The organism is Shewanella sp. 4t3-1-2LB (assembly GCF_017368415.1).
Classification (GTDB): domain Bacteria; phylum Pseudomonadota; class Gammaproteobacteria; order Enterobacterales; family Shewanellaceae; genus Shewanella; species Shewanella fodinae.
In genome coordinates, this window is the sequence record NZ_JAFNJD010000007.1 from 57,748 (window position 1) to 83,798 (window position 26,051).

The 26,051-nt window shown below is 50.2% G+C and carries 24 protein-coding genes; 5 read left to right on the plus strand and 19 right to left on the minus strand.

Annotated features, from left to right (window positions below):
- Positions 1–10 precede the first annotated feature (10 nt).
- On the minus strand, positions 11–715 hold the full coding sequence (locus tag J3L11_RS04510) for a DUF3581 domain-containing protein (protein WP_207570266.1): 705 nt from the start codon (positions 713–715) through the stop codon (positions 11–13).
- A 119-nt stretch (positions 716–834) separates the two neighbouring features.
- The gene (locus J3L11_RS04515) at positions 835–2,646 is read right to left on the minus strand and encodes an ABC transporter transmembrane domain-containing protein (protein ID WP_278250710.1); all 1,812 of its coding nucleotides are present in this window, start codon (positions 2,644–2,646) and stop codon (positions 835–837) included.
- A gap of 121 nt (positions 2,647–2,767) precedes the next feature.
- Here J3L11_RS04515 and J3L11_RS04520 point away from each other — a divergent pair, with 121 nt between their 5' ends.
- Complete coding sequence (locus J3L11_RS04520) at positions 2,768–3,094, plus strand: DUF2956 domain-containing protein (protein ID WP_189618025.1); 327 nt, start codon at positions 2,768–2,770, stop codon at positions 3,092–3,094.
- Here J3L11_RS04520 and J3L11_RS04525 read toward each other — a convergent pair.
- From J3L11_RS04525 to J3L11_RS04535, 3 genes are all read right to left on the minus strand, one after another.
- Positions 3,091–3,399, minus strand: coding sequence for a winged helix-turn-helix domain-containing protein (locus J3L11_RS04525; protein ID WP_207570267.1), 309 nt, complete (start codon positions 3,397–3,399; stop codon positions 3,091–3,093). The genes J3L11_RS04520 and J3L11_RS04525 overlap by 4 nt on opposite strands.
- A gap of 231 nt (positions 3,400–3,630) precedes the next feature.
- Entirely contained in the window at positions 3,631–4,062 is a 432-nt protein-coding gene (locus tag J3L11_RS04530) for a universal stress protein (protein WP_133037986.1), read from the minus strand.
- Between the two features lie 94 nt (positions 4,063–4,156).
- Positions 4,157–4,540, minus strand: a complete 384-nt coding sequence (locus J3L11_RS04535; RefSeq protein ID WP_133037892.1) for an STAS/SEC14 domain-containing protein — start codon at positions 4,538–4,540, stop codon at positions 4,157–4,159.
- Positions 4,541–4,703: 163 nt separating this feature from the next.
- Between J3L11_RS04535 and J3L11_RS04540 the strand changes: the two genes are divergently transcribed.
- Both J3L11_RS04540 and J3L11_RS04545 read left to right on the plus strand, forming a co-directional pair.
- On the plus strand, positions 4,704–6,137 hold the full coding sequence (locus J3L11_RS04540; protein ID WP_207570285.1) for a coniferyl aldehyde dehydrogenase: 1,434 nt from the start codon (positions 4,704–4,706) through the stop codon (positions 6,135–6,137).
- A gap of 169 nt (positions 6,138–6,306) precedes the next feature.
- Positions 6,307–6,522 carry a hypothetical protein gene (locus tag J3L11_RS04545; RefSeq protein ID WP_133037893.1) on the plus strand — a complete coding sequence of 72 codons (216 nt, stop codon included), beginning with the start codon at positions 6,307–6,309 and terminating at the stop codon, positions 6,520–6,522.
- A 62-nt stretch (positions 6,523–6,584) separates the two neighbouring features.
- Here the strand turns inward: J3L11_RS04545 and J3L11_RS04550 are convergent, their stop codons facing one another.
- The 9 genes from J3L11_RS04550 to J3L11_RS04590 form a co-directional block, all read right to left on the minus strand.
- Positions 6,585–8,465, minus strand: coding sequence for a methyl-accepting chemotaxis protein (locus tag J3L11_RS04550; RefSeq protein WP_133037894.1), 1,881 nt, complete (start codon positions 8,463–8,465; stop codon positions 6,585–6,587).
- Between the two features lie 270 nt (positions 8,466–8,735).
- On the minus strand, positions 8,736–9,602 hold the full coding sequence (locus J3L11_RS04555) for a cobalamin-binding protein (protein WP_133037895.1): 867 nt from the start codon (positions 9,600–9,602) through the stop codon (positions 8,736–8,738).
- A 141-nt stretch (positions 9,603–9,743) separates the two neighbouring features.
- Entirely contained in the window at positions 9,744–11,654 is a 1,911-nt protein-coding gene (locus J3L11_RS04560) for a methyl-accepting chemotaxis protein (protein WP_207570268.1), read from the minus strand.
- A 671-nt stretch (positions 11,655–12,325) separates the two neighbouring features.
- Positions 12,326–13,645, minus strand: a complete 1,320-nt coding sequence (locus J3L11_RS04565) for an ATP-binding protein (RefSeq protein WP_207570269.1) — start codon at positions 13,643–13,645, stop codon at positions 12,326–12,328.
- Positions 13,642–14,973, minus strand: coding sequence for a sigma-54 dependent transcriptional regulator (locus J3L11_RS04570; RefSeq protein WP_207570270.1), 1,332 nt, complete (start codon positions 14,971–14,973; stop codon positions 13,642–13,644). Before J3L11_RS04570 ends, J3L11_RS04565 begins: the two co-directional genes overlap by 4 nt.
- A 14-nt stretch (positions 14,974–14,987) precedes the next feature.
- Positions 14,988–16,193, minus strand: coding sequence for an FtsX-like permease family protein (locus J3L11_RS04575; RefSeq protein WP_207570271.1), 1,206 nt, complete (start codon positions 16,191–16,193; stop codon positions 14,988–14,990).
- Positions 16,194–16,202: 9 nt separating this feature from the next.
- Positions 16,203–17,561, minus strand: coding sequence for an ABC transporter permease (locus J3L11_RS04580; protein WP_189618018.1), 1,359 nt, complete (start codon positions 17,559–17,561; stop codon positions 16,203–16,205).
- A 9-nt stretch (positions 17,562–17,570) separates the two neighbouring features.
- Positions 17,571–18,266 (minus strand): ABC transporter ATP-binding protein, encoded by a 696-nt coding sequence (locus J3L11_RS04585; protein WP_207570272.1) that lies wholly within the window; start codon positions 18,264–18,266, stop codon positions 17,571–17,573.
- Positions 18,267–18,383: 117 nt separating this feature from the next.
- Positions 18,384–19,652 carry an HlyD family efflux transporter periplasmic adaptor subunit gene (locus J3L11_RS04590; RefSeq protein ID WP_207570273.1) on the minus strand — a complete coding sequence of 423 codons (1,269 nt, stop codon included), beginning with the start codon at positions 19,650–19,652 and terminating at the stop codon, positions 18,384–18,386.
- A gap of 203 nt (positions 19,653–19,855) precedes the next feature.
- Here J3L11_RS04590 and J3L11_RS04595 point away from each other — a divergent pair, with 203 nt between their 5' ends.
- Entirely contained in the window at positions 19,856–21,511 is a 1,656-nt protein-coding gene (locus J3L11_RS04595; RefSeq protein WP_207570274.1) for a methyl-accepting chemotaxis protein, read from the plus strand.
- A gap of 31 nt (positions 21,512–21,542) precedes the next feature.
- Here J3L11_RS04595 and J3L11_RS04600 read toward each other — a convergent pair whose 3' ends face one another.
- Together J3L11_RS04600 and J3L11_RS04605 are read right to left on the minus strand one after the other, a co-directional pair.
- Positions 21,543–22,247, minus strand: coding sequence for an LrgB family protein (locus tag J3L11_RS04600; protein WP_189618014.1), 705 nt, complete (start codon positions 22,245–22,247; stop codon positions 21,543–21,545).
- Positions 22,240–22,605, minus strand: coding sequence for a CidA/LrgA family protein (locus J3L11_RS04605; RefSeq protein ID WP_207570275.1), 366 nt, complete (start codon positions 22,603–22,605; stop codon positions 22,240–22,242). The genes J3L11_RS04600 and J3L11_RS04605 overlap by 8 nt, the downstream gene beginning before the upstream one ends.
- 212 nt (positions 22,606–22,817) lie before the next feature.
- Here J3L11_RS04605 and J3L11_RS04610 point away from each other — a divergent pair, with 212 nt between their 5' ends.
- Entirely contained in the window at positions 22,818–23,360 is a 543-nt protein-coding gene (locus J3L11_RS04610; RefSeq protein ID WP_189618011.1) for a glutathione peroxidase, read from the plus strand.
- Positions 23,361–23,569: 209 nt separating this feature from the next.
- On the opposite strand, the gene cobO is transcribed toward J3L11_RS04610, so the two are convergent.
- From cobO to cobT, 3 genes are read right to left on the minus strand one after another with little or no spacing between them, the layout of a single operon-like run.
- Positions 23,570–24,175: a cob(I)yrinic acid a,c-diamide adenosyltransferase gene (gene cobO / locus J3L11_RS04615; protein WP_347566496.1), complete on the minus strand. Its 606-nt coding sequence runs from the start codon at positions 24,173–24,175 to the stop codon at positions 23,570–23,572.
- A 21-nt stretch (positions 24,176–24,196) separates the two neighbouring features.
- The gene (locus J3L11_RS04620; protein WP_189618010.1) at positions 24,197–24,988 is read right to left on the minus strand and encodes an adenosylcobinamide-GDP ribazoletransferase; all 792 of its coding nucleotides are present in this window, start codon (positions 24,986–24,988) and stop codon (positions 24,197–24,199) included.
- Positions 24,988–26,043: a nicotinate-nucleotide--dimethylbenzimidazole phosphoribosyltransferase gene (cobT, locus tag J3L11_RS04625; RefSeq protein ID WP_133037909.1), complete on the minus strand. Its 1,056-nt coding sequence runs from the start codon at positions 26,041–26,043 to the stop codon at positions 24,988–24,990. The genes J3L11_RS04620 and cobT overlap by 1 nt, the downstream gene beginning before the upstream one ends.
- Positions 26,044–26,051: the final 8 nt, after the last annotated feature.

Consider the following 26,051-nt stretch of genomic DNA (forward strand, 5'->3'; position numbering starts at 1 on the left):
GACGAAGCCCTTATAGCCGGGCTTCGCTACGACGTTGATACTCAGTGATCATGCGGTTAATGGCGTCTTGGTCATACGGACGCAAGCCACTGAGTACCATCGTTTTACGGCCGGTACCGACCTGCTTGTCGCCGCTGAGCAAGGCAAATTCCAGCAAGACGTCACCCCGCTTGCCATCAACCTGCAACTGCTTGTTCACCAGTTCCAGCGTCATCTCTTCAAACGCTAAGGTGTCCAGTTCAAAACTCATGGTTTCGTAGATAACCAGTGGCCGCTCGGGATTGATCATCACCTGGTATTCCTGCATCAGCGGCACCAGCACATGGATGAAGTTGAGTCCAGAAAAGGCCACATAACTACGAATAAACGCTTCTAGCTGCTGTTCGCAATAACGCTGTTCACCTTCACGATGAACTTTAAGATAGCTCTTGCCTTTTTCATCTTCGATACATATCTGCCCGTCGCTAGCTTCAGGGAAATGCAATGCGACAACATCACTCACCATACCTTCAAAGCGAAACTGCATCTTGCGGCTAAGACCATATTTGTCCAGCACCAAGGCGAACAACAAGTCACCTGGAACGCAAAAACGCTTGGCGTCCTCGTCGTGCAACGGATTAAAGTCGCCAGCGATGTCTTTGGCGAAGTTACTGGCCTGCGTTCTGCTGATGACAATATTATTATTTTCTTTTTTAAAATAATTAGTTAGAAACATCTATAATCAATACTCTATGACGGGTGGCAATACTTACAACGAAAACTGCTGCACAGTTTATACGTAAACGGCCCAATAACTCACCCGATGACTTCACGGCAATCGCCACCTGATCCTCACTAACTCGCGGCTACTTCAGGAGCCAATAACTGCAAGCTGGCAAACTCGCGATACAGAGGACTCTGTTCCAGAAGTTGTTGATGAGTACCGCTTGCCACTAAACGCCCCTTATCGAACACTAAAATACGATTGGCATTCAAGACGGTTGCCAGTCGATGCGCTATCACTAGGGTGGTGCGTCCAACCATCAACCTGTCTAAGGCTTTCTTCACCATCACTTCACTGACGGCATCCAGCGCACTGGTTGCCTCATCCAATAACAGCAAGGGTCGATCGGCCAAAATTGCTCTGGCAATAGAGATACGCTGTTTCTGTCCACCGGACAAACGAACACCTCGCTCACCCAAATAGGTCTGATAACCTTCAGCAAATTCGCGAATGAATTCATCGGCATGTGCCGCTTGGCAAGCGGCAATGACTTCCGTTTCAGTCGCATCAGGACGCCCATAGCGCACATTTTCCAACACGCTGTCAGCAAAAATTACCGACTCCTGCGGCACCAAGGCAAACTGTGCCCGTAGCTGCGCCAGTGATACCTGTGAAATATCCACGCCATCCAAAGTTATGCGACCTGAGGTTGGCAGATAAAAGCGTTGCAATAGTTGGAAGAGCGTGGTTTTACCCGCACCACTAGGGCCAACCAGCGCCACCCGTTCCCCGGGTTCTATAGCAAAATTCAGTTGCTGAAGTACCGCCTCTCCTGACTGATAAGCAAATTGCAGGTCCTGTACTGCTAGAGCGCCGCGTAAAGGCTGTGGCAAAGGCTGCGGATGCGAAGGTTCGGTAATCACCACCGGCGTATTGGCTAATTCCAACAGCCGTTCAGTAGCACCGACAGCACGCTGGATATCCCCCACCACCTCACTGATGGTGGCGACCGCGCCAGCGACCATCACCGCATAAAACATGAAAGCCGAAAGTTGTCCGGCACTGATGCGTCCCTGCATCACATCATGAGCGCCCACCCAAGTGACAAATACGATGGCGCTGATACTCAACAACATCACGCCAGAAATCAGTAGTGACCGATAGTAGATGCGGCCGCTTGCCGCCTTTAACACCTGCGCCAGATGCTGATCAAAATGGGCTTTATCACTGGGCTCGTGACCATAAGACTGCACCGTATGGATCTCATGTAAGGTCTCATCCACAAAAGCACCGAGATCGGCTACCTTATCTTGACTACTACGCGCCAGTCGCCGCACTTTACGCCCGAGAATACCTACGGGTACCAGTACCAAAGGCACGGCTAATAATACCAGTGCGGTCAATTTCCAGCTGGTAATACCCATCATCACCAAGCCACCGATAACGGTTACCGAAGAGCGGAGCGCCATGGACAGACTCGACCCGACGACGGTTTGCAGTAACGTCGTGTCCGCAGTAAAACGTGAGATCACTTCGCCGGTACGCAATTTGGCAAAAAAGTCTCGGCTCTGCCCTAGCAACTGTTGATAAACCATGCGCCGGATATCGTTACTGACTTTCTCGCCGAGCCAAGTCATCAGATAAAAACGGCAAAAGACTGCGGCGGCACTCACCGCCGTAATTCCCAGAATAAACACAATAATCTGGTTCAGTCGGTGCGGATCACCGGCAGCAAAGCCTTGGTCGACCATCATCCGTACCCCCTGCCCTAAGGACAGCCAGGCCAAGGAGCCAATCAATAGGCAGATAAGTGCAGTCACCACCCGCCAGCGGTAGGGCTTCAAAAAGCTTAAAATCCAGGGTAATACCTTGGAGGAAGTGGCTGAGGGGAAGTGATTACTGGCTACGGCATCAGCAGTGTCGGAAGTGTTAGTGTCGGACAAACGAGTTATCTCACAGAGAAGGTCTGTTGCGATTGTCGCGGGAATTTGCGCTGACGTCCAGCAAGGCGAGAAAAAGCCCGTATAATGGAGCGCAATTCAGGATCACCGGAGAGCCTACATTATGCTGAGTAAAACGCCCATCTCTGCAGAAACTCAAGAACAGGCATTACAGATCGCCCGTGCAACACAGAAACCAGGGCAGACGAAGGAACAGACAAAACTGATCGCACAAGGCATTGAGAAAGGCATTGCCGAATACAAAAAACAACAGAAAGCCAAAGCCAGAGAACGCGATAAACTTGCCAAAAGACTACGTGCCACCAAAGCCAGCGTAACCCATGAGCCAATGGCGACCGAGGAAATGACCTATACCACATCCCGCCCATGGCTACCCTGGATATTACTATTACTGAGTTGGTTAGTTTTCGCTGCCAGTTGGCTGTTTTAAGCCTTTGGCAACTGCAATATCAAGGCAATCTGGGTGAGATGGGTACCAACCCAGGCACTGTTTATCGGTCCCCAGGTTTTGATGTGGTAATGACCAGCATTATTACGACCACCATCCTGCACAAATTCCACAGTAATGCCGATATCGCTGAAAGCCGCAATGGCATCCTGCAACGTACGCCGCGGCATACCGGTCAGCTTTTGCAAAGACAACAGGTTGTGCTGCTGATCATCAATCAGATGGGCCAGATAAAGTTTCCGCAAAAATGCGATTTGCTGTTTGGTGACATGCTCAGGTTGCAACATACACTCGTTCCGTTGTGTGCCATGGTGGCAACAACCTATTGCTATTAGTTGATTTGCATAACGCTAATTGATAAGACCGTGGTGAGACAAGCATCATATCGCGCCAGTAAGCGCTGGCTCACACCCACACACCCACCGCCCAGTGAAACTGACGCACTAGGAATACATTATGGCAATAGCGCCATCAGGCAAGGAACCCAGAAGCGAATTTCTGGGTTCAGCCCACAACAGCTATTTCACCACCAATACCGGACAGATCGCCTTATTAGCGATTTCCTCAGACACATTGGTATTGAGGAAGTGGCTCAGGCCACTGCGACCGTGGCTAGCAAGCACTATCATGCCAACATCGGCATCTTTGGCTTCAGTGAGGATTTCTTCCACTGGATCACCACGACGGATGATAGTTTCCACATGCAGGGATGTGTCTAACTGCGCCAGCAACTTATGCATACTGTCCGCTGCCGCTTTTTCCATGCTCTGTGCCAACTCTTCCGGTGTCACTATCAGCAGTTGGTAACTGGCGTCAGCTACTGGCTGGTCCACTACATGCAGAATACGTAATCCCACTTTGTAATGGTTTGCCATATCAATTGCGTATCCAAGCGCATGCGATGCCGTATCAGAAAAATCTGTCGGCCACAGGATATCTTTGTCGCGCATCATGACCTCCTTGCGGGAATAACTTCCCAGAGTATCAAATCGCAGGATTACAGAATGAACTCCAGCATTCTGCAAACCAGTTTCTGGTTACGGCCTACTCCCGTAACCAAGCCACGGCTTCCTGCCGATCTTCGAAAAATTTCACAGCAGAAGGGGTAAACCAGTCTGCCATCCGCGCCATCCACTCATGCCACCCATGGTGACCAAAGACAGCAATTTTTTTAAATTCGCGGCCATGCTTGATCCCTAACTTCAGATCGTCCCACATCGCCCTAGCTTCCCAGCCATCCATTTCAGTAACGTCCAGCAAGGCAAAAATCTGCGGTTGGGTCACACCATCAATCGCAGCTTCCAATACGGGTACCATGCACTCGTAATCCTCGTGAGTCAAAGTACCGGTAGCTTTGATAAACAGCACAAAATCAGCACCGCCATGATTCTCAATACCAATGGAAATTCCATGTACTTTCATATTCATAGTGAACTCCTTGTGCATCACTTTTGCAACTCCTTTACAGTTAAGTCTAGTAAGCGGATAGCAGTTTTTCTGTGATCGCGATCAATATCGCTGGGCAGTTGTCTGGAAACGCTTGCTGACTTAGCATGGAGCCATCAAGGACTGTTATTTGAGTGCTGGCACCATGGAATCGTCATCGACTTCAGCTTTATCAACCACAGAAATACTGCCGCAAATATTGCAACAGCAACAGCAGGCGTTTGTGCAACAGCCCTATCCTGAGAGGGAACAACGCCTAGCGGCGTTGCAGGCGCTAAAGCAGGTACTACTTGAGGGGTATCCGCAATTGCTAAACGCCATGAGCCGTGATTTTGGTCATCGCAGTGACTACGACAGCCTGTTGGCAGATGTGTTACCTGTGCTCAATTATCTTAAGTATTGTCAGTGCAACCTGCGCCGCTGGATGCGGCCACAACGACGTCACAGCGGCCTGTTGCTTGCGCCCAGTAACATCAAAGTCCACTACCAACCTAAAGGCGTGTGCGGCATTATCGTTCCGTGGAATTTTCCAGTGATGCTGTCGCTCAGTCCATTAATCAGTGCTTTGGCTGCGGGCAATCGGGTAATGTTGAAACTTTCAGAATTTACGCCCACCACCAATCAAGTGCTGCGGCAACTGCTATCACAGGCGTTTGATGAATCACAGGTAGCCGTGGTAGAAGGAGATGCCAACGTCGCCGCCGCGTTTGCGGCACTACCGTTTGATCATCTGCTGTTTACCGGCGCAACCCACGTCGGCAAATCGGTGATGCAAGCAGCAGCTCATAATCTGACGCCAGTGACACTGGAATTGGGAGGAAAATCCCCTGCCATAATTGCTGATGACATGCCGCTAGCAGTAGCGGTTGAACGATTGTTGTATGGCAAAACCCTCAATGCCGGACAGACCTGCGTTGCACCGGATTACGTTCTGTGCCCGCAAGCCAAAGTAGCCGAGTTTGTCAGTCTTTGGCAAACTGCCTTTCAGCAGATGTATCCAGATTTCGCAGGCAACGCCGATTACAGCTTTATTATCAATGACCGCCACCAGCAACGCTTACTGGGATTGCTCAACGATGCTAAAGCCAAAGGTGCCATATGCGAGCCTGCATGTGGCAATCTTGAGGCTCTCGCACAACAACGCAAATGGCCCACCGTTTTACTCACCGAAGTGACCGATAAGATGGAAATCATGCAACAAGAAATTTTTGGTCCCCTGCTTCCCATTATCGGTTACCAAACATTACCGCAAGCCGTGGATTATATCCGGCAGAAACCCAGACCGCTGGCGCTGTATCTATTGACATTTTCACAACAATTGCAGCAACAACTCCTACAGCAAACCCATTCTGGTGGAGTATGTATTAATGATTCGCTTTACCATGTAGCGGCGGATGATGCGCCTTTTGGCGGTATTGGTCCTTCGGGAATGGGGCATTATCACGGTGTGGAGGGTTTTCTAGAGTTCAGCCATGCTCGAACCGTGCTGTGCAAAGGTCGCTTCAATCCCGCTAGACTGATGCAACCCCCTTATCATCGCTGGTGGCAGAAGCTGCTGCTGCAATATTTGTTGCGCTGAACAGATGCCAAGTTATGCTGGCTGTGTTAACTATATGGTGGATTTGACAAAATTTTAGCTAAAACCCTAAACCTGTCTAGCTGAGTAAAATTAACATATTGATATTTAACATCTATTTTTATGGCACCTGTTTTGCTTAATTTCAGTTTTAATTCATAGGGAGTCAACCATGGGACCATTTGAAGTTGCTGTTGTCGCGATTGTGTGCGGCATCATCTACAAGCTTGCCAACACTTATCTTGAACATAAAGGCGCGATTGTAGCGGAACAGGAACTAAGCAAAATGCGCCAAGAGATGGACGAGATGAAACAGCGGCTGGTCACGCTAGAACAGATTGTGACGGATGAAAGCTACCAACTAAAAAGCAAAATCGACAGCCTATGAGAGTAGCGAGGCGTCTATGCCGAACTCCCGTAGAGGGTTTCGCAATAGACGCCTAGGATAATTTACAGGCTGAAATGTCTGACCATCTGATGCAGTTCTTGACCTAATTCAGCCAGATTCCCGCTAGAACTAGCAATCTCATTTGAGGTCTCCGCTGATTGTTCAGTGATATCCCGCATAGAGATAACATTGCGGTTAATCTCCTCGGCAACCGCTGATTGCTCTTCGGAAGCCGCCGCGATTTGATGGTTCATATCTCGAATAGTCGACACGGCGTCAGTGATCTGCGCCAACATCTCACCAGCCGAACGTGACAGCGAGACAGCGTCAGTACATTGCGCTGTACTTTGTTGCATCATTTTTACTGATTGCTCACTACCGCTTTGTAAGTTGTTGATTAAATTTTCAATTTCAATAGCCGAACTTTGTGTGCGACTTGCCAAGCTACGGACTTCATCGGCTACAACTGCAAATCCACGCCCAGCTTCACCCGCTCTCGCCGCTTCAATTGCAGCGTTCAACGCCAGTAAATTAGTCTGCTCAGAAACCGATTTTATCACGTCCAGCACGGCATCTATCTGTTCACTATCTGCCTGTAATTTGTTCATTGCCTCGGAGGTGTTAGCTAATCCCGTCGCCAACCGTTCAATCTGCTGGATTGCATGGTCCACCAAGGAGTTACCCTCACTGGTTTTGTTATGTGCCACGGTGACAGCTTGCTCTGCTTTAGCAGCATTATCAGCAACTTCTTGCACTGAAGACGTCATCTGATTAACGGCTGCGGCAACTTGCTCTGTTTGGCTGCGCTGTTCCTGCATACTGACACTGTTCTGCTCGGTTGCAGCGGACAGACGTGCCGCCGACTCGGTCAGCTGGCTTACAGAGGTATCGATCTGACCCAGTACATTTCTCAATGTCTGGTTCATGTCACCAATTGCCCGCAACAGTTCACCTAACTCGTCACGTCGCGCTGATGCAATATTCTTCGACAGATCACCTGCCGCAATCGTCTTTGCAATAGTAACAGTTGCCTGTAGTGGCTTGATGATCTGCACACCTATCCATCTAGCAATGAATAGTCCCAGTAACAAGGCGATGCTAACAATCGATATCAGCAATATTTTGCTATTGCTCTTGTTAGTTGCACTCAATTGTAACTGATGCGCAACCAGCCCACGGATCAGCACTTTTAAGGCATCTCCGGTATCAGCCAAGTTAGTGCGGGCGTGCTGAATATCGTTATTGAGTGTGACCAGCGTATCGAGATCCTGCCGATATCGCCCCAATACATCGACTGCGGCACGAGTATCTATGCCGCGAACGGCGTCTACCTGCTGGTTCAATTCCGCCATCGCGTTTTTTGCCGTGCTCAGTGTTTGCTCAGACGGTGCATAAACATAACCGCGAATGTAGTATCGCAACATCGTCATCTGCTGGCTGATTTGCAGCGCCTGCGCCGGACTGCTTTGGCTCAGCTCGTTTACTAACTCAGCATAAGTACTGACCAAGTTGGCCCCCACTTGCGCCCCGGTTACCATCATGTTTTTTTTGCGTTCAAAGACTTGCTGTAGCTGGTTAATGGAATCAATGTATTTAGCCAGAACCTGTTTAGCGTCATCTAGTTGCTGTTGATTCTGTTGATCTGCCAGTATCTCCGCTTGGGTATCGAGAATAGCTTTAGCCTCATCGCACACGCTATTTAACGCCGCAAGCGCCTTGCTGTCTCCCGAGGTCAGATATTCCATTCGCAATATTTTTGCTTGCAACAGCTTCATATCCAGAGTGCTGATATCACCAACCTTCTGGTAGCCATCGCTCATATCCGCATTGGCACGATAACCGATGAAGGCAACAAGCAGCAGCAACATGAGTATTAGCCCAAAGCCCAAACGCAGTTTGTTGCTTACTGACAGATCTTCAAAACGATTTGCCAAAGCCCCCATTCAACTATCCTCTTTTAGCGAATTTGATATATTTGCCGACTTTAGCATCAAGTATTATCGTAATACTTTGAGGGAGTTAACTAAATTAATTAGTAATGTAATACATATGACTTATTTGTGATCTACTATGTTGATTACATGAATTTCGTGACTGAAGTGGCGTGCTGAGTCTTCAAGCCATAGCGGCTTAACCAAGTTAAAAACGGTTAAGGCATACGGCTAAAAACAATAAGAGCTGACACGCTATATCGCCAGAAACCAAAAATCTCGCTATTGGGCGGGTTGCCCTGACAATACACTGTGGTGGTTACTACGAGCTCGGTCCAGCACTTGGCACAACTGTGTTAATCCCTGTACTAAGCGTGGGGTTGGTCGTTGCAATAAATCGGCATCAATGGTGTAAATTTGCTGGTTTTTTACGGCGGGGATTTCTGGCCACTGTTGCCAATTCAATGATTGTGGATTACCGGTTTCAGCCGTTTTGATAATCACCTGAGGCTGCCGCATCAGCACCGCTTCGAGACTCACTTGCGGATAGGCCGTCGCCGCATCAGCAAACACATTGTCACCGCGACAGACTTGCAACAACTGCTGCATCCAACTGCCGTTGGCCACCGTCATTAATGGATTGGACCACAGCTGATAAAACACTTTTACTGGAGTTTTGCTGGCATTGTGCTGCTGGATGGCTTGCAGTTGCCGCTGGTACGTTGCAGCAACTTGTGCCGCTTTTGCCTCATGTCCAGTAAGCTTACCCAGTTGCAGCAAGTCTTTTGTCACATCTTGCAGGGTGTGTGGCGCGCTGATATACAGCGGCAATCCCAGTTGGCGGATCCTAGCAATGTCCTGCGCCTGATTGCCGTCGCCCCATACCACTACCAGATCTGGTGACAACGCCAGCAACTTATCCAACTGTACGCCGTAATTGCCGCCGATACGCGGGATCTGTTTGGCCGCGTCAGGATAATTGGCAAAATCGGTAGTCGCAATGATCTCCTCGCCGGCACCGATGGCATAAAGCAATTCCACGGTATGAGGGGATAATGCGACGATACGTTTTGCTACATCTGCAGGTGTTGCCACATCCGCCAGTGCTGAGGCTGAAAACATTATCAGCAGCAGGCATAACCATCTCATAGCAACTCCCCATCAGTGTTCGACGCAAACCCAAGTATTCCTGAAACAAGCACGGGGAAAATATAGTGATGCTGACAAAAGATCAACTGCGGCAGGCGCTAAACCGTTGATGGTGTCCAGCAGCCTGTCACCGTAACCAATTTACAGTTTGAAATGGCCGAGAAGCCCTTTCAGTTGCAATCCGAGTGCCGCCACACCTTCGGTAGCTTGTGCAGTTTCTTCTGTTGCCTGAGCAGTCTGCTCAGCAATGTCCCGCACCCGCACCACACTCTTATTGATATCCTCTGCTACAGCACTTTGTTCTTCCGCAGCGGCAGCGATCTGATGGTTCATATCCTGAATTTTTGCCACGGCGCTCGCTATATCATCCAACATGCTCCCGGATTTACGGGATAGACTTACCGCTTCTTCACTTAGCTCTCGGCTGCGTTCCATCTTCTGTACCGAACTCTGGGTACCGTGTTGTAGATTGGAGATCAGTTTTTCAATCTCTTCAGTAGACGCCTGGGTACGGCTGGCCAAGCTCCTGACTTCATCGGCCACCACTGCAAATCCGCGACCAGCTTCACCCGCTCTGGCGGCTTCAATGGCCGCATTCAGCGCCAGCAGGTTAGTCTGTTCCGCCACGGATTTAATGACATCGAGTACTGAACCAATGCTATCACTTTCGGTTTTCAACTGGGCCATCGCCTCTGCAGTGCTCGCAATTTCAGCGGATAGCCGTTCAATATGCTGCACTGCTTCTGATACCATTTTATTACCGGTCGCAGTGACATTGTCGGCTTCAATTGCCGCTTGTGCCGCCTGCTCGGCGTTACCGGCGACTTCCTGTACCGAGGCGGTCATCTCGTTGATAGCGGCAGCAACCTGATCGGTTTCACTGCGCTGACTCTGCATGCCTACACTATTTTGTTCAGACACTGCTGACAACTGCTCGGCGGAGCTGGCAAGTTGTACCACACTGCCGTCAATCTGACTCATCATGTCCTTAAGGGTGTCGTTCATCTCACCCATCGCTCGCAGCAACGTCCCTAGTTCATCTTTACGCTCGCTGTGGATACTTTGTGTCAAATCGCCGCCGGCAATCCGTCGGGCAGCACTTACCGTCAAATGCAAAGGTGAGATAATCTGCTTGGTGATAAGCAGCGAACAAGCAATGCCCAATATTAATGCCAGCACTGCGACCACCAGCACCAGTAGTTCTGCCCGCTCCCCATCAGACAAACGTTTTGCCGATTGGGATTCCACTAAACTGGTGACACTGGACAATAGTTCCGAAGCGTCCTGCTCCAGAGTCGTCTTGGTGTCAGCAATACGTTTATCAATATCGACCAGACCATCAAGCTTGGCTTCATACTCATCAAGCCCTGATAATGCACTGCTGAGCAGATTCTGTTCTGCCGCTGGGACAGTTAACGCTTTGCCCTGACGCCGGATATCAGCGATCTGCTGTTTGGCGCCATCTAGGTTTTTCTGGCTTGGTTCGAAGATGTAACCCCGTACATAATAACGCATCAGCGCAATCTGCTGATTGATGCGGGCAACCGCCAACGATGACTGCCAGTTATCTGCTTGCTGCCCAAGTTGCTGATCTAACTGAGAGAAACTATTGATGACACCATTACCTATTGCCACCCAAGACTTACGCAACACGGACTTATCCGTCTGCAACTGTTTTACTTGGTTGAAACCTTTTTCATATTTGGTTAGTGCAGTCTGGGCATCTTGGATATGCTGCTGATCTATGTCATTTGCGTATGTTGTCGCTTCATGCTGCAGTGATTTATGGGTCTGAGCTATCAGTTCATCGAACTTCTGCAGTTGCTGTTGATTACCCGTTTGCAGAAAATCCTGACGGATAATTTTTAACTGATAGAGGATATTTTTCAGTTCCGACGCCACCGCCACTTTTTGACTGCGATCAATCATCATTCCTACACCGCTGTGGCCAACCCAGGCCACCGAAAATGTCAGCAACAAAACCAGACTGAAACCCAACCCGAGTTTGCGAGAAACGGTCATGTTATCCAATAAACGGTGCAATAGTGTCATAACAATATCCCTTTGGCAGTGGTTAAAACCTGTACAGATAGATGCAACCCACAGTAATAAATTATTTTAAGTATGAATTAGTTAGAAATTCCTACTGTGGCAATCATCACACTACAGATCATCATCAACGTGGATGTCTGCTTACTTATATAGTGCCAATTAGAACAAATGTATATTCACCACAAGGCTAAGGTGACAATTTTCTCAAAGGCTCAACAATCACTAAAGGAGTACGCTGACGCAGCGTCTAACAGCTCGGGGAAAACCATAAATATTAATTATATTCAATATGTTGACTGAAAAATCGAATACATCGAAATGTAACAATATTTCATTGGTCGTACTTCGCCATGCAATTGCTGCAAAATGACATCATTAGCGTTAAGAAGACCCATCAAAGGGTAGCATGCAAACCACAATGCGTTAGAAATCAGCCAACGATGTACCGTGGCTGAGTTGACGGCGAGCCTGAGATGGAAGCGTTGGATGTAGACGGTCGCGCTCCACATGGGCTGATGATGCCCAAGGTAGTGATAATCGCCTGCCGGCTGCATCGTAAAATTTCAAATATATCGGCTGGCGACAGGTATCGCAGGCACTCAAGTTGGCTTAACGAGCAACGAATTGGAATAGATGAGTAAATTACGATGAGCATTCCAATCGATTGTTTGTCAGCTTCCTGCATTATCGTCGGCGCAACAAGGTAACCAGAAACGCACCTGCAAGCCGCCATCTTCGCGATTGCTTATTGCCAGTTGTCCACCGTGGTTTTCGATGATTTCCCGACACAACGCCAGCCCCAACCCGGTGCCTCCGGCTTTGGTGGAGTAAAACGGCAACAGCGCTTGACTCAGCGCCTCAGGGGCCATGCCTTCACCGCGGTCGCTGACGGTGAGCCACTGTCTGTGAGGCGTAATACGCAACTCCAACTGTATATCTTTGGCGGCAGAACTGGCCTCCGCAGCATTTTTTAACAAATTGAGCAATACCTGTCCGAGCTGTCTAGCATCGCCCCAGCCCAGCGCATCCGGTAGTGGTTCGACGATGGCGAAAGGTTGCAGACTTTGCAGCGTATTGAGTAACTCCGACCAATGGAAATGACTGCATTGCGGTAACGGCAACCGCGCAAAATCGGCGTATTCTTGCAAAAAAGTGTTGAGATGCGCACTGCGCTCACTGATGGTGTCGAATATCCGCCTCAACACTTTGGTATCTGCCTGAGTCTGCAACAACCGCTGGCCGGAATGGGCCATCGAACTGATGGGGGCCAGCGAATTATTCAGTTCATGGCTGATGACCCGGATCACTTTTTTCCAGGTTTGGATCTCGGCCCGCGTGAGTTCCTGGGTCAAAGGCTTGAACTGATACAGATGATGCTGCACACCGTTCATACGCATGACTGCACAATTCAGATGCCAAATTTGCTGTTGCTGCTCCCGATTGATAGAAAACACGCCGGTTTTTGCTTGTTGCAACAGACTGGTAATTTCATCCTGATCATCTACCAGTTCCGGCAAACGCTTACCTTCAAGTGGTAAACCATGTGCTAGCAGATGCCGTGCGGCCAAGTTGCCATACAGCACCCGCCGAGTATCATCAGTTAACACAATCGCCAAACTGGTGTTCTGTAGCACCGAATCCAGTAGCAATTCCCGTTGGTAGATGTGTGCCCGTTGCTCACGTAACCGTGAGGTGGCGGTATTGAACAGTGTCGCCAGTTCGCACCATTCATCGCGACCGTCCAGCGTCAGCGACACCGAGAAATCGTTATCCTGAAAATTCAGCAGCCCGGTGGTTAGCGCCTGTAATCCGCGATTAATACGTTGAGTAATGCGACGTCCTAACAACAACGCCAGCAGCATTGCCGCTAATCCGCCCGTAATCAACGACAGCAGCAGCGGCCATTGCCAGGTTAACAGTAAGTCTGTCACCGCTGCCATCAGCAGCAATGCCAGTATCAGCACTGATGTTAGTTTGCCTTCGATACTCAAGCTGAAGGGATCCCATATTTTTCCATGCGCCGATACAACGCCTGTCGTGATAAGCCTAACTGCCGCGCCGCTTCCGCAAGGGAACTGGTGTTGGCCAGCATTTCGCGGATCTGAGTGACATCCGGCTCAAAAACTGGGCGCGGTGTCACCCCGGTTGCCGCCGGTAATCCGAGATCCGCTAAGGTAATCTGCACCCCCTGAGACAGCAAATCAGCGCGGATCAGCGTGTTTTGCAACTCGCGGACATTGCCGGGCCAACTATAAGCTTCCAGCGCCCGCGCCGCCTCAGTAGTCAATGCCCGTCCCTGCAAAAAATGCCGGGCCAATGGCAGAATATCATCTGGTCGCTCATGTAACGGAGGCAGTTTCAGTTCAATCACATTCAACCGGTAATACAGATCTTCGCGAAATTCACCATTTCTGATAGCTTGCGGCAGGTCGCTGTTAGTGGCTGAGATCAGTCGTACCCGACAGCGACGGGTTTGGGATGAACCAAGGCGTTCAAATTCACCGGTCTGTAGCACCCGTAGCAGCTTCATCTGCCCGGACAGCGGCAGATTGCCAATCTCATCCAAAAACAAAGTACCACCATCCGCTGCCTCAAAACGGCCAATACGGGTTTTGTTAAGGCCAGTAAAAGCGCCAGGTTCAGCCCCAAACAGCTCAGCTTCCATCAGCTCATTGGGCAATGCGCCAGCATTGACACGGATAAACGGCCCACTTTTTACCGCAGAATTACGCTGGATGAGTTCAGCGATTTTCTCTTTGCCTGCACCGTTGGCCCCGGTGATCAGTATTGGAACGTCGGCCCGCGCCACCTGTAGTGCAGTTTCCACCAGTCGCTGCATAGCATCTGACTGGTAGATAAGACCACTGAGGTCAAAACGCTTTGCCAACTGTTGCCGCCGCTCTGCCAGCGCTTGTTGCTGCTGGCGTTGCTGCCGCGATAGCTCCGACAATTCCAACAGATTGGTCACAGTCGCCAGCAGCTTGGCGTCATCCCAAGGTTTACCCAGATAATCGGCGGCACCAGCTTTCACCAGTTCCACCGCCATTTCCAGCTCCGTCCAAGCAGTTAGCAGAATTAACGGCAGGTCGGGATGCCGCTCCCGAATCGCATAAAACAGCTGCCGACCTTCCTCACCACTGCTCTGGTCGCGACTGAAGTTCATATCCTGGATCACCAAGGCAATATCTTGCTGTGCCAACCGCTGCAAACCAGCAGCTGGCGTAGCAGCGGTCTCAGCATTGAAACCATGCACTGCCAACAGCAAGGACAGGGCATCGCACACTGCGGGATTATCATCAATGATCAGAATGGTATCCATATACGCCACTTGTATCAGATATTACGGGTCGCCAACGCTGGTGAAATCCGTATGGTGCGCCAGGCTGGCATCAATGCTGCCAAAAGTCCCAGCAGCCATACGGCCACCATGCCACTTAGCAAATAGGATACTGGCAGGGCGGTCATGCTGTAATGCTGCACCATCAGTTGATTAATCGCCAATGATATAATCACGCCAACCACAATACCAATACCGGTAATAACCACATTTTCCAGCAGAAAATAACGGATGATGGCCAGCTGTGTAGCGCCAAGTGCGCGACGAATTCCTATCTGTTTTCGGCGCTGATTGACCCACAGTAAAGTCAGTCCAACAATTCCTAATCCGGTCACCGCTGAGACCAGAATGATGGTGGCAGTCATCATCACCACCATTGAGCGGTCACGACGATAGGAGTTGTGTTTGTTATCCGCCATAGTGCGGACATTGCGCACCATCCGGTTAGGATCGAGTTTTTCAAGTAATTCAGGCACCTTAACCATCAGTTGTTCACACTGCTGCGGCTGACAACGAATCACATAGTTGGGCGGATAATTTGTGGCAAAACGCGGAATAAAGGCCACACCATCAGTGTATCCTGGAGCAACATATGACACCATGGCCGAAGCCACCACCCCCACTACTGGCAATCCGTTCAGCAGTTTACCGGTAGGATCCACATCTTTGCCATAGAGTTTGTCTGCCAGCGAACGGCTCAACACTACCGCCTTGATGCTATTAGATCCATCTTCAAACGATGAGCTGGCAGTCACCTCCTGCTCCTCCAGAAAACGGCCTGAAAGCAACGTTAACCCTAACGTATTGAGACCATGACTGTCAGTCGAATACAGATCGACCATGGCTGCCATCGGTTTCTGAGGATCTTCCTCATTAGTCATATCGCTAGAACTGCCAGAGTTAGACAGCGGTGAGGTGTTACTGAATGACGCATCAATCACGCCAGGTAGCCGCCGGATCTCATGCAAATCCCGCTGCACATCTTGATAGCTGAAGCTGGTTTCATCCAGGGGTGCCAACTGCAGTGAAAACAGGTGTTGATCATCGATACCGGTCGGACGCTCAATAATCTGTCGCCGCTGATCGACCACAAACGCAGCATTGGCGACAATGCCCAGTGTCAGTGCGGTCTGAATAATAATCAGTATCGCACCGGTCTTGTTGCGCCACAGGGTACGCACTATGGGGCCAAATTCAAACATGGTGCTCTCCTATTGATTCTTCAGATAGTAGGCTGGGGAAGTTCGGCTAACGCGCCAAGCGGGGTAACAACCGGCGATAATACTTGCCAGCAGCGCCAGCGCGATGGTCAACAGCAGCGTCAAACCATCGCTGTATACCACAGCGGCTTCATCACGACTGACCAAGGTTCTGACCAATCCCAATCCCAGCTGGCTGAGCGCAATACCCAGCAACCCACCGAGCACACCTATCACACCGCTTTCCACCAGATTTTGAATGAAAATGGCGCTGCGACTGGCCCCCAATGCGCGGCGAATGCCGGTTTCTGGAGCCTGCTTCAGTAATTTGGCTAACAGCAACGCTATGGTGTTGATAATACACACCGCCAGAAATACCAATGCCAGCCAAGTCATCACTCGGGTATCGTTGCTGACCACTTGATTAAGTGCCAGCCATTGCGATGGTGTCGAAAGTGCATATTTGAAGTCGCGTTCAAAAAAATCCGTTTTCCGCTGCTCGTCAAAGTAGTTACGTAGATAACTGACAAATGCATTCTTAGTGTCGGCATCCGGTAATTCCACCCAATACTGCATCCAGAAATAACGTTCTTGCAGGATCTGCTCGTACTGCTGCTCCGGTGTCAAAGGCTCTTGCGGCTGGGGTCGAGGGTGACTGGACGAATAGGTCATACTTCCATAGGGCATCATTTGTAACGCCCGATGTAAGCCAAAGGGCAGATAGATACTGGCATTACCCCCAAAAGCACCCTGCGTCAGATCCTGCACCGAGGGCAGTGGATTGAAATCTTCAACCACACCTACGACTTGGTAAGGGCGACCATCCAGTTGCAAACTGCGGCCAACTGAATTTTCACCATTAAACAAGCGCTGATTCATGGTCCGGTCAATCACCACCTGATAACGGGCGTCGTTATCGGCACTTTTGTCCCACACCTGTCCATAGATAAATGGCACGCCGAACAATGCAAAAAAATCGCGACTGGTAACTCGCACCAGTTCTTTACTAGGCCGTACCTGATTGTTCTCCAGTGACAACGCTGCCGCCCAACGATGCATTGCCACCTGATGCAACGGGATGTCAGAACGTAACAGTGTGGTCACGGTACGATAAGACAACAGGTAGGGTAGACCGTTAGTCAATTTGTTACCGCTGCTGGTGCCGCCATCCCCCGCAGAGGCATTATCAATCTGCAAGGCGTATAGGGTATCGTTCTTGGCGGCTAGACCGTTAGTGGACATCACATGTTGCAGTGTCAGCATGGTCATGGAGACCGCTACCCCTACCGCCAATGTCAGGATCATCAGCAATGACATCACCGGGGTGCGCCGCACCGATAGCCATGCCAATTGCAGGTAATAACTCAGCATGATGCCTCCTTATACCGCTGCCGCAGTCGCGTTGAAGCCATGAAAATCCGCGACCTCACCATCCACTATCTGGATGTTACGCTGGGCGCGATGCGCCAGATCCGGGTCATGGGTTACCATGATGATGGTGGTTCCTTGGCTGTTAATCTGTTCCAACAGTTCCATCACCTGCCTTGCCATAATAGAGTCGAGGTTACCGGTCGGTTCATCCGCCAGCAGGAAAGCTGGCTCTCCCGCTAAGGCTCTGGCAATGGCGGCACGTTGCTGCTGACCACCACTGAGCTGTGATGGCAGGTGCTTTTGACGGGCGGCTAGCCCCACCTGTTCCAATGCCTTATCAATACGCCGTTGCCGCTCCTTGCGACCAAAACCGCGGTAACGTAACGGTACATCCACATTGTCATAGATATTTAGGTCAGGAATAAGATTAAATCCTTGAAATATAAATCCTATTTTTTCATTTCTGAGTTTGGAACGAGCGCTGTCAGACAAACCGCTGACACTGATGCCATCCAGCATATAGCGGCCGCTATCAAACTGCTCTAGCAGTCCGGCAATGTTCAGAAAAGTGGTCTTGCCCGCACCAGAGGGGCCGGTCACCGAGACAAACTCGCCTGACTGCACATGCAGATTAAAATCCCGTAAGGCATGAGTGGCGACAGTTTCAGTACGATAAACCTTGCTGATGTTGTCCATCTGCAGCATAGCTATGTTCTCCCTGTTGTTTCAGGTCGTCAAAAATTCAGTTAGCGGCATATTGCGCCGCAGCGTAAAAAATACGGCACACTCCTTGTGCCAACGTCGGGAAGTCTCCTTAAAAACTCAATCAGTTAGCAGTAAGCTATCGGCCGTTTTAAAACGACTGGTATCAGACACTATCACCTGCTGTCCGGGTTTAACGCCGCTGGTAATTTCAACATATTTGAAACCACTGGCACCCAGCGTCAGCGGCACTCGTCTGGCCTGATTACCCTCGACCACAAACACACTGCGGCCGTTATCTGAGTCGACAAAACTACCGCGCTCAACACGAACCACCTGCAGACGATTCTCCAGCAGGATCCGTCCTGACAGTCGTTGGTTCTGGCGGATCTGGGCGGGGGTTTCTGCCGAGAAACGTAACCTTGCCACCACCTGCCCGTTGGTAATTTCTGGACTGATTGCAGCGATTTGCCCCGGATACTGGCGACCATCGGAGGCGATCTCTACCGGCATACTCAGCGCCAGCTCGTTGGCATAGCTTTCGGGCACCATCACCTCGACTTCATAGCCGGATAAATCTACCACTGTCAGCAATGGCTGATATGCGGGTACGGCAGCTTTCTGCGCTTCGGCGAGACTCCCCACCATGCCATCCACCGGCGACAACACTTGCAGGTTATCGGCTTGCCGCTGCCACTCTGCCACCAGCAGTTGCTGTGCTTTGATCTGCTGCGCTAGCGTTTCCTCTTCATAACGGATGGATTGCCGCGCCAATTCCAGTGAGGCTTCTGATTGCTTGAACACCACCTCTGCACGGGCCAGTTCATCTTTGCTGCGCTGGTAGTCGCGATCGCTGATCACCTTATCCTGCCGGGCATCAGCGTTGCGCTGTAACTCGCGTTTGGCAGCGTTAAGATCCACCTGCGCTAAATCCTGAGCCTGCTGTTTTTCCAGCAAATCCCGCTGCGCTTTAATACGGTGCTGCTCCAATTCCCCTTGCAACTGCGCCAGTGTTGCCTGCTGCTGTTTAAGCTGTGACGTGGTCTGGGGGCTGTCGAGCTGTGCCAACAGCTGGCCGCTCTTTACTCGGTCCCCAGCCTTCACTTCATAGGTCACAATCCCTTGTGCTGTGCTATAAAGCGTCGGACTGTTCGCGGCGACGACTTTGCCCTGCACACTGAGATCCCGCAGAACATCGCCAGTAGATACTGTAGCGATCTGCACCGAAGCCCTAGGCACGGTCATATCGGTGGCGGCAGCTCTCTGCCAACGTTGTACCAACATCACTATCAGCACTACCACGAGCAGTGCAACGGCGGCGTACATGCCGTAGCGGGATTTTGACTTCGGCTGCAGTATCACATCCTGGCCGGCGGTATCTCTGATCATATCGTTCCCCGAAAGTTGTCTGACAGTGATTAAACAAATCTCGGGCCAACATTTAACATATTGTTTTATATTGTTTTAATTTATATAAAGTGTCCGTTTTAGGTGTCCACCGTCCGCCCGGCGTCCGCGCCATTTGAAAGTCAGATTTCTGGTCTATGCTTAAAAGCAGCAGATACAGGTGCTTTTGAACGGGGAATCTCATAATGAAATTTTTCAAACACTTACCTATTCGGATACAGATAGCAACGCCAATTATGTTGCTGACCTTGCTGATACTGCTGCTGGCGGTCATTGGTTGGTATAACAGCACACAATTAGTGCTTAAAATCCGCATGCTGACAGACCATTTAGCGCCAGCTTCTGAGTTGGTGCTCAATGCTGATCGCGACCTGTATCAGGCAGAGGTGGCATTACGTGATTACAACGCCCAAGCCCAGCAAAAGCTCGATAACGCCATTATTAAAAAGAGTCGTGATGCCATAGTGGAAAACCGGCAACAAGCTTATGACCGCATGCTGCAGTCGCGAGCCAAGGCGTCCATTGAAGGCGTGAAACTCTATCCAGAACGGGATGCCGACTTTGAGCGGGCTTATAGCGAATGGAAAGCTATCACCGAGCAGATAATGCAAGCCGTGGAGCAACAGAATTACGATCAGGCATACCAGCTATTGGTTGGCCCACACGAGCAGTTATTCAGTACTCTGCGCAGCTTTTACGACAAATTTGAGGAGGAGTTGACCGAGCAGCGCCAGCGGATCTCCGAAACCACATTGCAGCAAGAAGCGCGACAGTTATACACCGTTCTCGGGGTTGCCTGTCTGGCAATTATCTTTGGCGTACTGTTTACGCTGATCATTCCTAAAACCATCAGCAACACCATTAATGGCGTCACCACTAAAATGACCCAACTGAGCCAGTCCGGTGGCGACCTGACTTTACGTTTACCCTCAATGGGAGATAATGAATTAGGCAAATTGACCAGTGCCATCAACGGCTTTATTCACTATCTGCAACAGTTAATCCGCCAGGTAAATGAAGAAACTGGCCGTATCCATGCGCATACGACGGCCCTGGTTGATGCCTCATCGTCCACCGGTAGCAGTGCTACGGAACAGTTTCGTCATATCGAAGATGCAGTCAGTGCCGTGTCGCAGATGAATAGCGCCGTAAAAGAAATCACTCATCAAACCCAACAGTCTTCAGATAAAGCCCATAACGCCCAGCAGGAGATGGAACATTCGCACCGGCAGATCTCCGGCACCATCGAACAGGTCTCCAGTTTGGTCGAAGACATGAACAATGCCATTAGCACCATCAAACAACTCGAGCAGGAAAGCAAAAATATTATTTCGGTACTGGATGTCATTGGTGGCATTGCAGATCAGACCAACCTGTTGGCGCTAAACGCCGCTATTGAAGCCGCTCGCGCCGGAGATTCTGGTCGAGGCTTTGCCGTGGTTGCGGATGAAGTCCGGGCACTAGCGATGAAAACCCAAGAATCTACCCAGAATATTCAGGGGATGATCGACCGGCTGAACCAGGGTGTGAAACATGCCGTGGAGGTGATAAACCTCAGTTCCGAACGGGTTAACAGCACCGCTGATAAAGCATCAGCGGCAGGCAATGCCCTAGATCAGGTCGTGGTATTGTTAGACGACATGTTAGGGATTTCTATCCAGATTGCCGCCGCAACCGAACAACAAAGTACCGTTATTGACCACATCAACCGCAATATGGAAAATATCAGCGAGCATTCCCATAACGTGCTGGCTAATGCCCGTAACACCTCGACCGCCAGTAGTGAAGTCTATGAATCGTCACAACGACTCAGCCAGCAGATGCAGCACTTTCATGTGTAATAGATAATTGGGGCGCTGCCTTTGTGAACAACTACAGCAGCAAAGGCAGCAATAGCGCCAACGACACACCAAACAAGCTCATTCCCAGCGCGGAAAACGCACCACATTCTTCGCTTTCCTCCAATGCTCTGACGGTTCCTATGGCATGGGCATTAATACCATAACTCAGACCTCTTGCAGCAGGTTCTGTCACCCGTGCAAGTTTCAACAACCAGGGCGCCAAAGCGGCACCAAAAACACCGGTAATCATCACAAATGCCGCAGTCAATGACATGCTGCCACCGAGACTGTCTGATACCAGAATGGCTATCGGCATAGTGACCGAGCGCGGTGCCAAACTCATCTGCAACATCTCAGACCCGCCTAGCAGCCAGCAAAACAGCACACTGAGGATGACCGTCAGACTGCCGCCACAGAGCAAGGTTATCAAGATCGGGCCAAACAACTGGCGGATACGCCGCAGTTGGCTGTATAACGGCACCGCCAATGCTATCGTTGCTGGACCGATGAGAAATGCCACCGGCTCTGCCGCGACCTGATAGTCGCTATAGGGAACATCCAACAATAGCAACACCGTAATCACCATAGTGACCGCCACAATGACTGGCTGTAACAGCACAATTTTGCTTTTGCGATAAAACAATAGTGCCACTTGAAAGGCGACCAACGTCAAGCCGACCGCAAATTCTGGCGTAGATTTTAATGCTTGCAGACTCGCCAGCAACGACTCAATCATGATGACCTCTTTTTTGCTGCTGACGGCGAATTAACCACTGCATCAACCAACCACTGAGAGGGATGGTGATCAGCATAGCGCCAAAGAGTGACCCGGCAATCACCAGCCATTGAGACTGCAGTGTGTCTAAGTTATTCATCAGCCCAACGCAGGGCACCACCAGCAGCAACGGTAGATACTGCAATAACGGTGACGCAGCGGCTTCTAACGACTTAGGCAAGCGCCCATAAAATAGCAGCCAGATAAACAGTAACAGCAACCCAATGATTGGGCCGGGCAAAGTTGGCAACAACCATTGCTGCAACAAGGCGCCTAATAATTGCAGTACTACCAGCCAAGTTAAACCATTAACAGGCAATTTGTCCTCCGGTGACTAACATCCGCAACGTATTGCAGTAAGGCTCAAGACTACCCTGTTTATAAGCATCTGCGAAGATAGCATTGAGCATCTCTGACGGCCTGAAAGCAACGGTTGATGATTGTTGCAACAGACAATGGCAATCCGGACTTGCAGATGACAATCAACTGAGGCAGTGTGATCTTGATCAAATATCAACAAAGGGAAGTATCATGAGTATTTATGACATCCAAGTCAAAACCATTACTGGAGACAATCAACTGCTAGCTGACTTTCACGGCAAAGTACTGCTGATTGTCAACACTGCCTCTAAGTGCGGCTTGACCGGTCAGTACGAACACCTGGAAGCGCTCTACAAAGCAAAAGCTGCTGATGGATTAGAAATCCTCGGTTTTCCCTGCAATCAATTTCTAGGTCAGGAACCTGGCGATGAAGCGGAAATCCAACAATTCTGCAGTATGAATTACGGCGTGACTTTCCCAATGTTCGCCAAAATTGACGTCAATGGTGAGCACCGCCATCCCTTGTACAAAGCATTAGTTCTGTCACAGCCTGAGGCGATAGCTGCCGCAGATGGCAAACTCAAAGCCAAACTTATCGAACTGGGCCAGGCACCAAAACACGATGAGGATATTTTATGGAATTTCGAGAAATTTCTTGTTGGCAAAGATGGCACAGTGCTGGCGCGTTTTGCACCGGATGTGACCGTTACTTCTGAGGTATTTCTAACAGCACTTAATAAAGCGCTTGCCTGAGTGAGTCACAAAGGATGGCATTGCCATCCTTTAAAAAAACGCATTCGAGCGTTATTCAACGCCAACCACCACCGCTGACGATGAGTATGAATCTCGCTGGGAACAGGACGATGTGTTCCTGAGTATTCAATTATCTGCAGCAATTCGCTGACCGCTTGAGAGGTAAGGCATAACAGCTCGTGGAATACTCGGTAGCCGTAGTGCAACTTTCAGTAGTCAAACCCCGCCTGCGCCTTAACACCATGATCAAAGGCATGTCTGACATTCTGGATTTCACTGATCGTATCAGCCAGCTCCAGTAACTGCCGATGGCAATTACGGCCGGTGACGATCACATGTTGCAACGGCGGGCGATTTTTCAGCGCCAGCAACACCCGTTGCAGATCCAGATAGTGGAAGCTCAGCATGTAGGTCAGTTCATCTAACAGCAATACATCAATTGCGGGGTCTTGTAACCACTGTTCGGCTACCGCCCACGCCTTTTCTGCCGCTAGAGTGTCACTGGCACGATTTTGGGTATCCCAGGTAAATCCAGTTGCCATCACTTCAAAGCGTACACCGGCATTTTCCAGTAACTTACGCTCGCCACATGCCCAGTTACCTTTAATAAACTGCACTACTGCGGCATTTTTACCGTGGCCAACCGCCCGCGCCACCGTACCAAAACCTGATGTGGACTTGCCCTTACCATTGCCGGTCAGCACCAGCAAGATCCCCTTTTCATCGGTAGCAGCAGCGACTCGTGCATCGACCGCTTGCTTCAATTTTTGCTGCCGCGCTTGGTGGCGGGCATTGTCATCATGATTGTCCGTCACAATATTATCCTGGAAAACAAATTAACTACGGGTCGCAGCATTCCAGCCAGCTAACACAATTATGTAAACCAATACTTCGGCCAGTTGCTGTCCGGCACCGAGCGTATCACCGGTATACCCATCAATTTGATGGCGGAACCAACGCGCCAGAATAAAACGCAACAGTAGCAGCCCCACCACTAGCGGAATGAGCTGCCCGCGGGAAAACAACAGCATCACAATTAACCCGGTAACCAGCAGAAAACTCAGTTCATTAATGCTTTGGCGTTGCACCGGATGGCGGTTCAGCCCCTCTTCATGGACGCAGGTTTCACCAAAAATAAGGCTGGCGGCAGTGACTCGACTGAGCGTGTGGCCCAGTACCAGCGCCAATGCCGTCAGTGTCGGATCATATAACGCCAATTCCATTAGCAGCTCAAACTTGAGCAGCAATACCAACACCAACGCTAACACGCCATAACTGCCAAGCCGCCGTTCTTTCATCATTTGCAGTTTCTGTCCGGCAGAATCGCCAGCACCAAAACTGTCTGCGGTGACGGCCAGCCCGTGCTCGTCAAAACCACCGGTCAGCCAGACGCTGGTGATCATCGACAACACTATTGCAACCGACAATGGCAGGTAGAGCGACAACAGCCACAACACCAGTGCTGACAAACCGCCCACCAAGGTTCCGACCAACCCATAATAACGGCTGGCGCGATTGATGGTATCGTTGTCAGGACTGGTGCGTCGCAATAACGGAATACGGGTAAAAAAGCCAACGGCAATGACAAACAGCCGTAGCTGCTCCAGCCAGAAAGCCCATTTACCCATTAATTTGCTCCCGTTCCGTTGCTGTTACTGGCATCAACACCATCTACAGCCGCCATTTCATTGTAGAAGTTCACCGCAGAGTGCAGCAGTGGCATCGCCAGCGCAGCACCGGAGCCTTCACCCAGACGTAAATTCAGATGCAGCATAGGATGTGCATCTAGCCGTGCCAGCAATTGCTTATGGCCATAGACCGCCGACTGATGTGCAAAAATCAGATATTCACGGACACCTGGAGCCAATTTTACCGCCGCCAATGCCGCTACCGATGAGGTAAATCCGTCGACCACGACAGGCACGCCAAACTCCGCAGCGGCCAACATGGCACCAGTCATCTGCACAATTTCGTAGCCACCGAGGCAAGCCAAAACCCGCACAGGATCTGTCAGATTGGCATAGTGTAGCTGCAAAGCACGCTCCACTATCATACGCTTGCGTTTTAGCGCTTCTTCATCAATACCTGAGCCGCGGCCAGTACATTCTGCGACCGGAATACCGGTGAGCGCGGCCATGACTGCAGAAGCTGAGGTAGTGTTACCAATGCCGATTTCCCCAACTGCCAACATATTGCTGCCGTTATAGATATGGCGCTTCACCAGTTCTTTCGCCATCCGGAAACCTTCAAAGACGGTTTCAATAGACATGGCTTCTTCTTGATGTATTGGTTTAGTGGCATCACCTAGACGCTGATTAACGACCTGGGGTAGTGCCAACTGATGACGGGTACCACAGTCAATCACTTCCAGTTCCAGGCCATTCTGGCGGCAAAATACGTTAATTGCCGCACCACCTTTGACAAAGTTCTCAATCATTTCGGAAGTGAGTTCACTGTCACCCACTGATACGCCGAAATCGGCTACGCCATGATCAGCGGCAAAGACCAGCATCACCGGCTTCTTGATGGCAAGTTTATCTTCAGGAGATTTAAACTGGATACGTGCCAGCTTCAGGGCGACTTCTTCCAGCTTGCCGAGCGAACCACGTAACTTGGTTTTATGGTGGATCCGCGATTTGATGGCATCATCAAATGCGTGATTGACGGGAGTTACCGAATACATAATAGCTT

Excerpts from the sequence above, each read along its gene's own strand:
- J3L11_RS04510 (WP_207570266.1), bottom strand. The coding sequence starts at position 715 with ATGTTTCTAACTAATTATTTTAAAAAAGAAAATAATAATATTGTCATC.
- J3L11_RS04520 (WP_189618025.1), top strand. The coding sequence starts at position 2,768 with ATGCTGAGTAAAACGCCCATCTCTGCAGAAACTCAAGAACAGGCATTA.
- J3L11_RS04525 (WP_207570267.1), bottom strand. The coding sequence starts at position 3,399 with ATGTTGCAACCTGAGCATGTCACCAAACAGCAAATCGCATTTTTGCGG.
- J3L11_RS04530 (WP_133037986.1), bottom strand. The coding sequence starts at position 4,062 with ATGCGCGACAAAGATATCCTGTGGCCGACAGATTTTTCTGATACGGCA.
- J3L11_RS04535 (WP_133037892.1), bottom strand. The coding sequence starts at position 4,540 with ATGAATATGAAAGTACATGGAATTTCCATTGGTATTGAGAATCATGGC.
- J3L11_RS04540 (WP_207570285.1), top strand. The coding sequence starts at position 4,704 with ATGGAATCGTCATCGACTTCAGCTTTATCAACCACAGAAATACTGCCG.
- J3L11_RS04545 (WP_133037893.1), top strand. The coding sequence starts at position 6,307 with ATGGGACCATTTGAAGTTGCTGTTGTCGCGATTGTGTGCGGCATCATC.
- J3L11_RS04550 (WP_133037894.1), bottom strand. The coding sequence starts at position 8,465 with ATGGGGGCTTTGGCAAATCGTTTTGAAGATCTGTCAGTAAGCAACAAA.
- J3L11_RS04555 (WP_133037895.1), bottom strand. The coding sequence starts at position 9,602 with ATGAGATGGTTATGCCTGCTGCTGATAATGTTTTCAGCCTCAGCACTG.
- J3L11_RS04560 (WP_207570268.1), bottom strand. The coding sequence starts at position 11,654 with ATGACACTATTGCACCGTTTATTGGATAACATGACCGTTTCTCGCAAA.
- J3L11_RS04570 (WP_207570270.1), bottom strand. The coding sequence starts at position 14,973 with ATGGATACCATTCTGATCATTGATGATAATCCCGCAGTGTGCGATGCC.
- J3L11_RS04575 (WP_207570271.1), bottom strand. The coding sequence starts at position 16,193 with ATGTTTGAATTTGGCCCCATAGTGCGTACCCTGTGGCGCAACAAGACC.
- J3L11_RS04580 (WP_189618018.1), bottom strand. The coding sequence starts at position 17,561 with ATGCTGAGTTATTACCTGCAATTGGCATGGCTATCGGTGCGGCGCACC.
- J3L11_RS04585 (WP_207570272.1), bottom strand. The coding sequence starts at position 18,266 with ATGCTGCAGATGGACAACATCAGCAAGGTTTATCGTACTGAAACTGTC.
- J3L11_RS04590 (WP_207570273.1), bottom strand. The coding sequence starts at position 19,652 with ATGATCAGAGATACCGCCGGCCAGGATGTGATACTGCAGCCGAAGTCA.
- J3L11_RS04595 (WP_207570274.1), top strand. The coding sequence starts at position 19,856 with ATGAAATTTTTCAAACACTTACCTATTCGGATACAGATAGCAACGCCA.
- J3L11_RS04600 (WP_189618014.1), bottom strand. The coding sequence starts at position 22,247 with ATGATTGAGTCGTTGCTGGCGAGTCTGCAAGCATTAAAATCTACGCCA.
- J3L11_RS04610 (WP_189618011.1), top strand. The coding sequence starts at position 22,818 with ATGAGTATTTATGACATCCAAGTCAAAACCATTACTGGAGACAATCAA.
- J3L11_RS04620 (WP_189618010.1), bottom strand. The coding sequence starts at position 24,988 with ATGGGTAAATGGGCTTTCTGGCTGGAGCAGCTACGGCTGTTTGTCATT.
- cobT (WP_133037909.1), bottom strand. The coding sequence starts at position 26,043 with ATGTATTCGGTAACTCCCGTCAATCACGCATTTGATGATGCCATCAAA.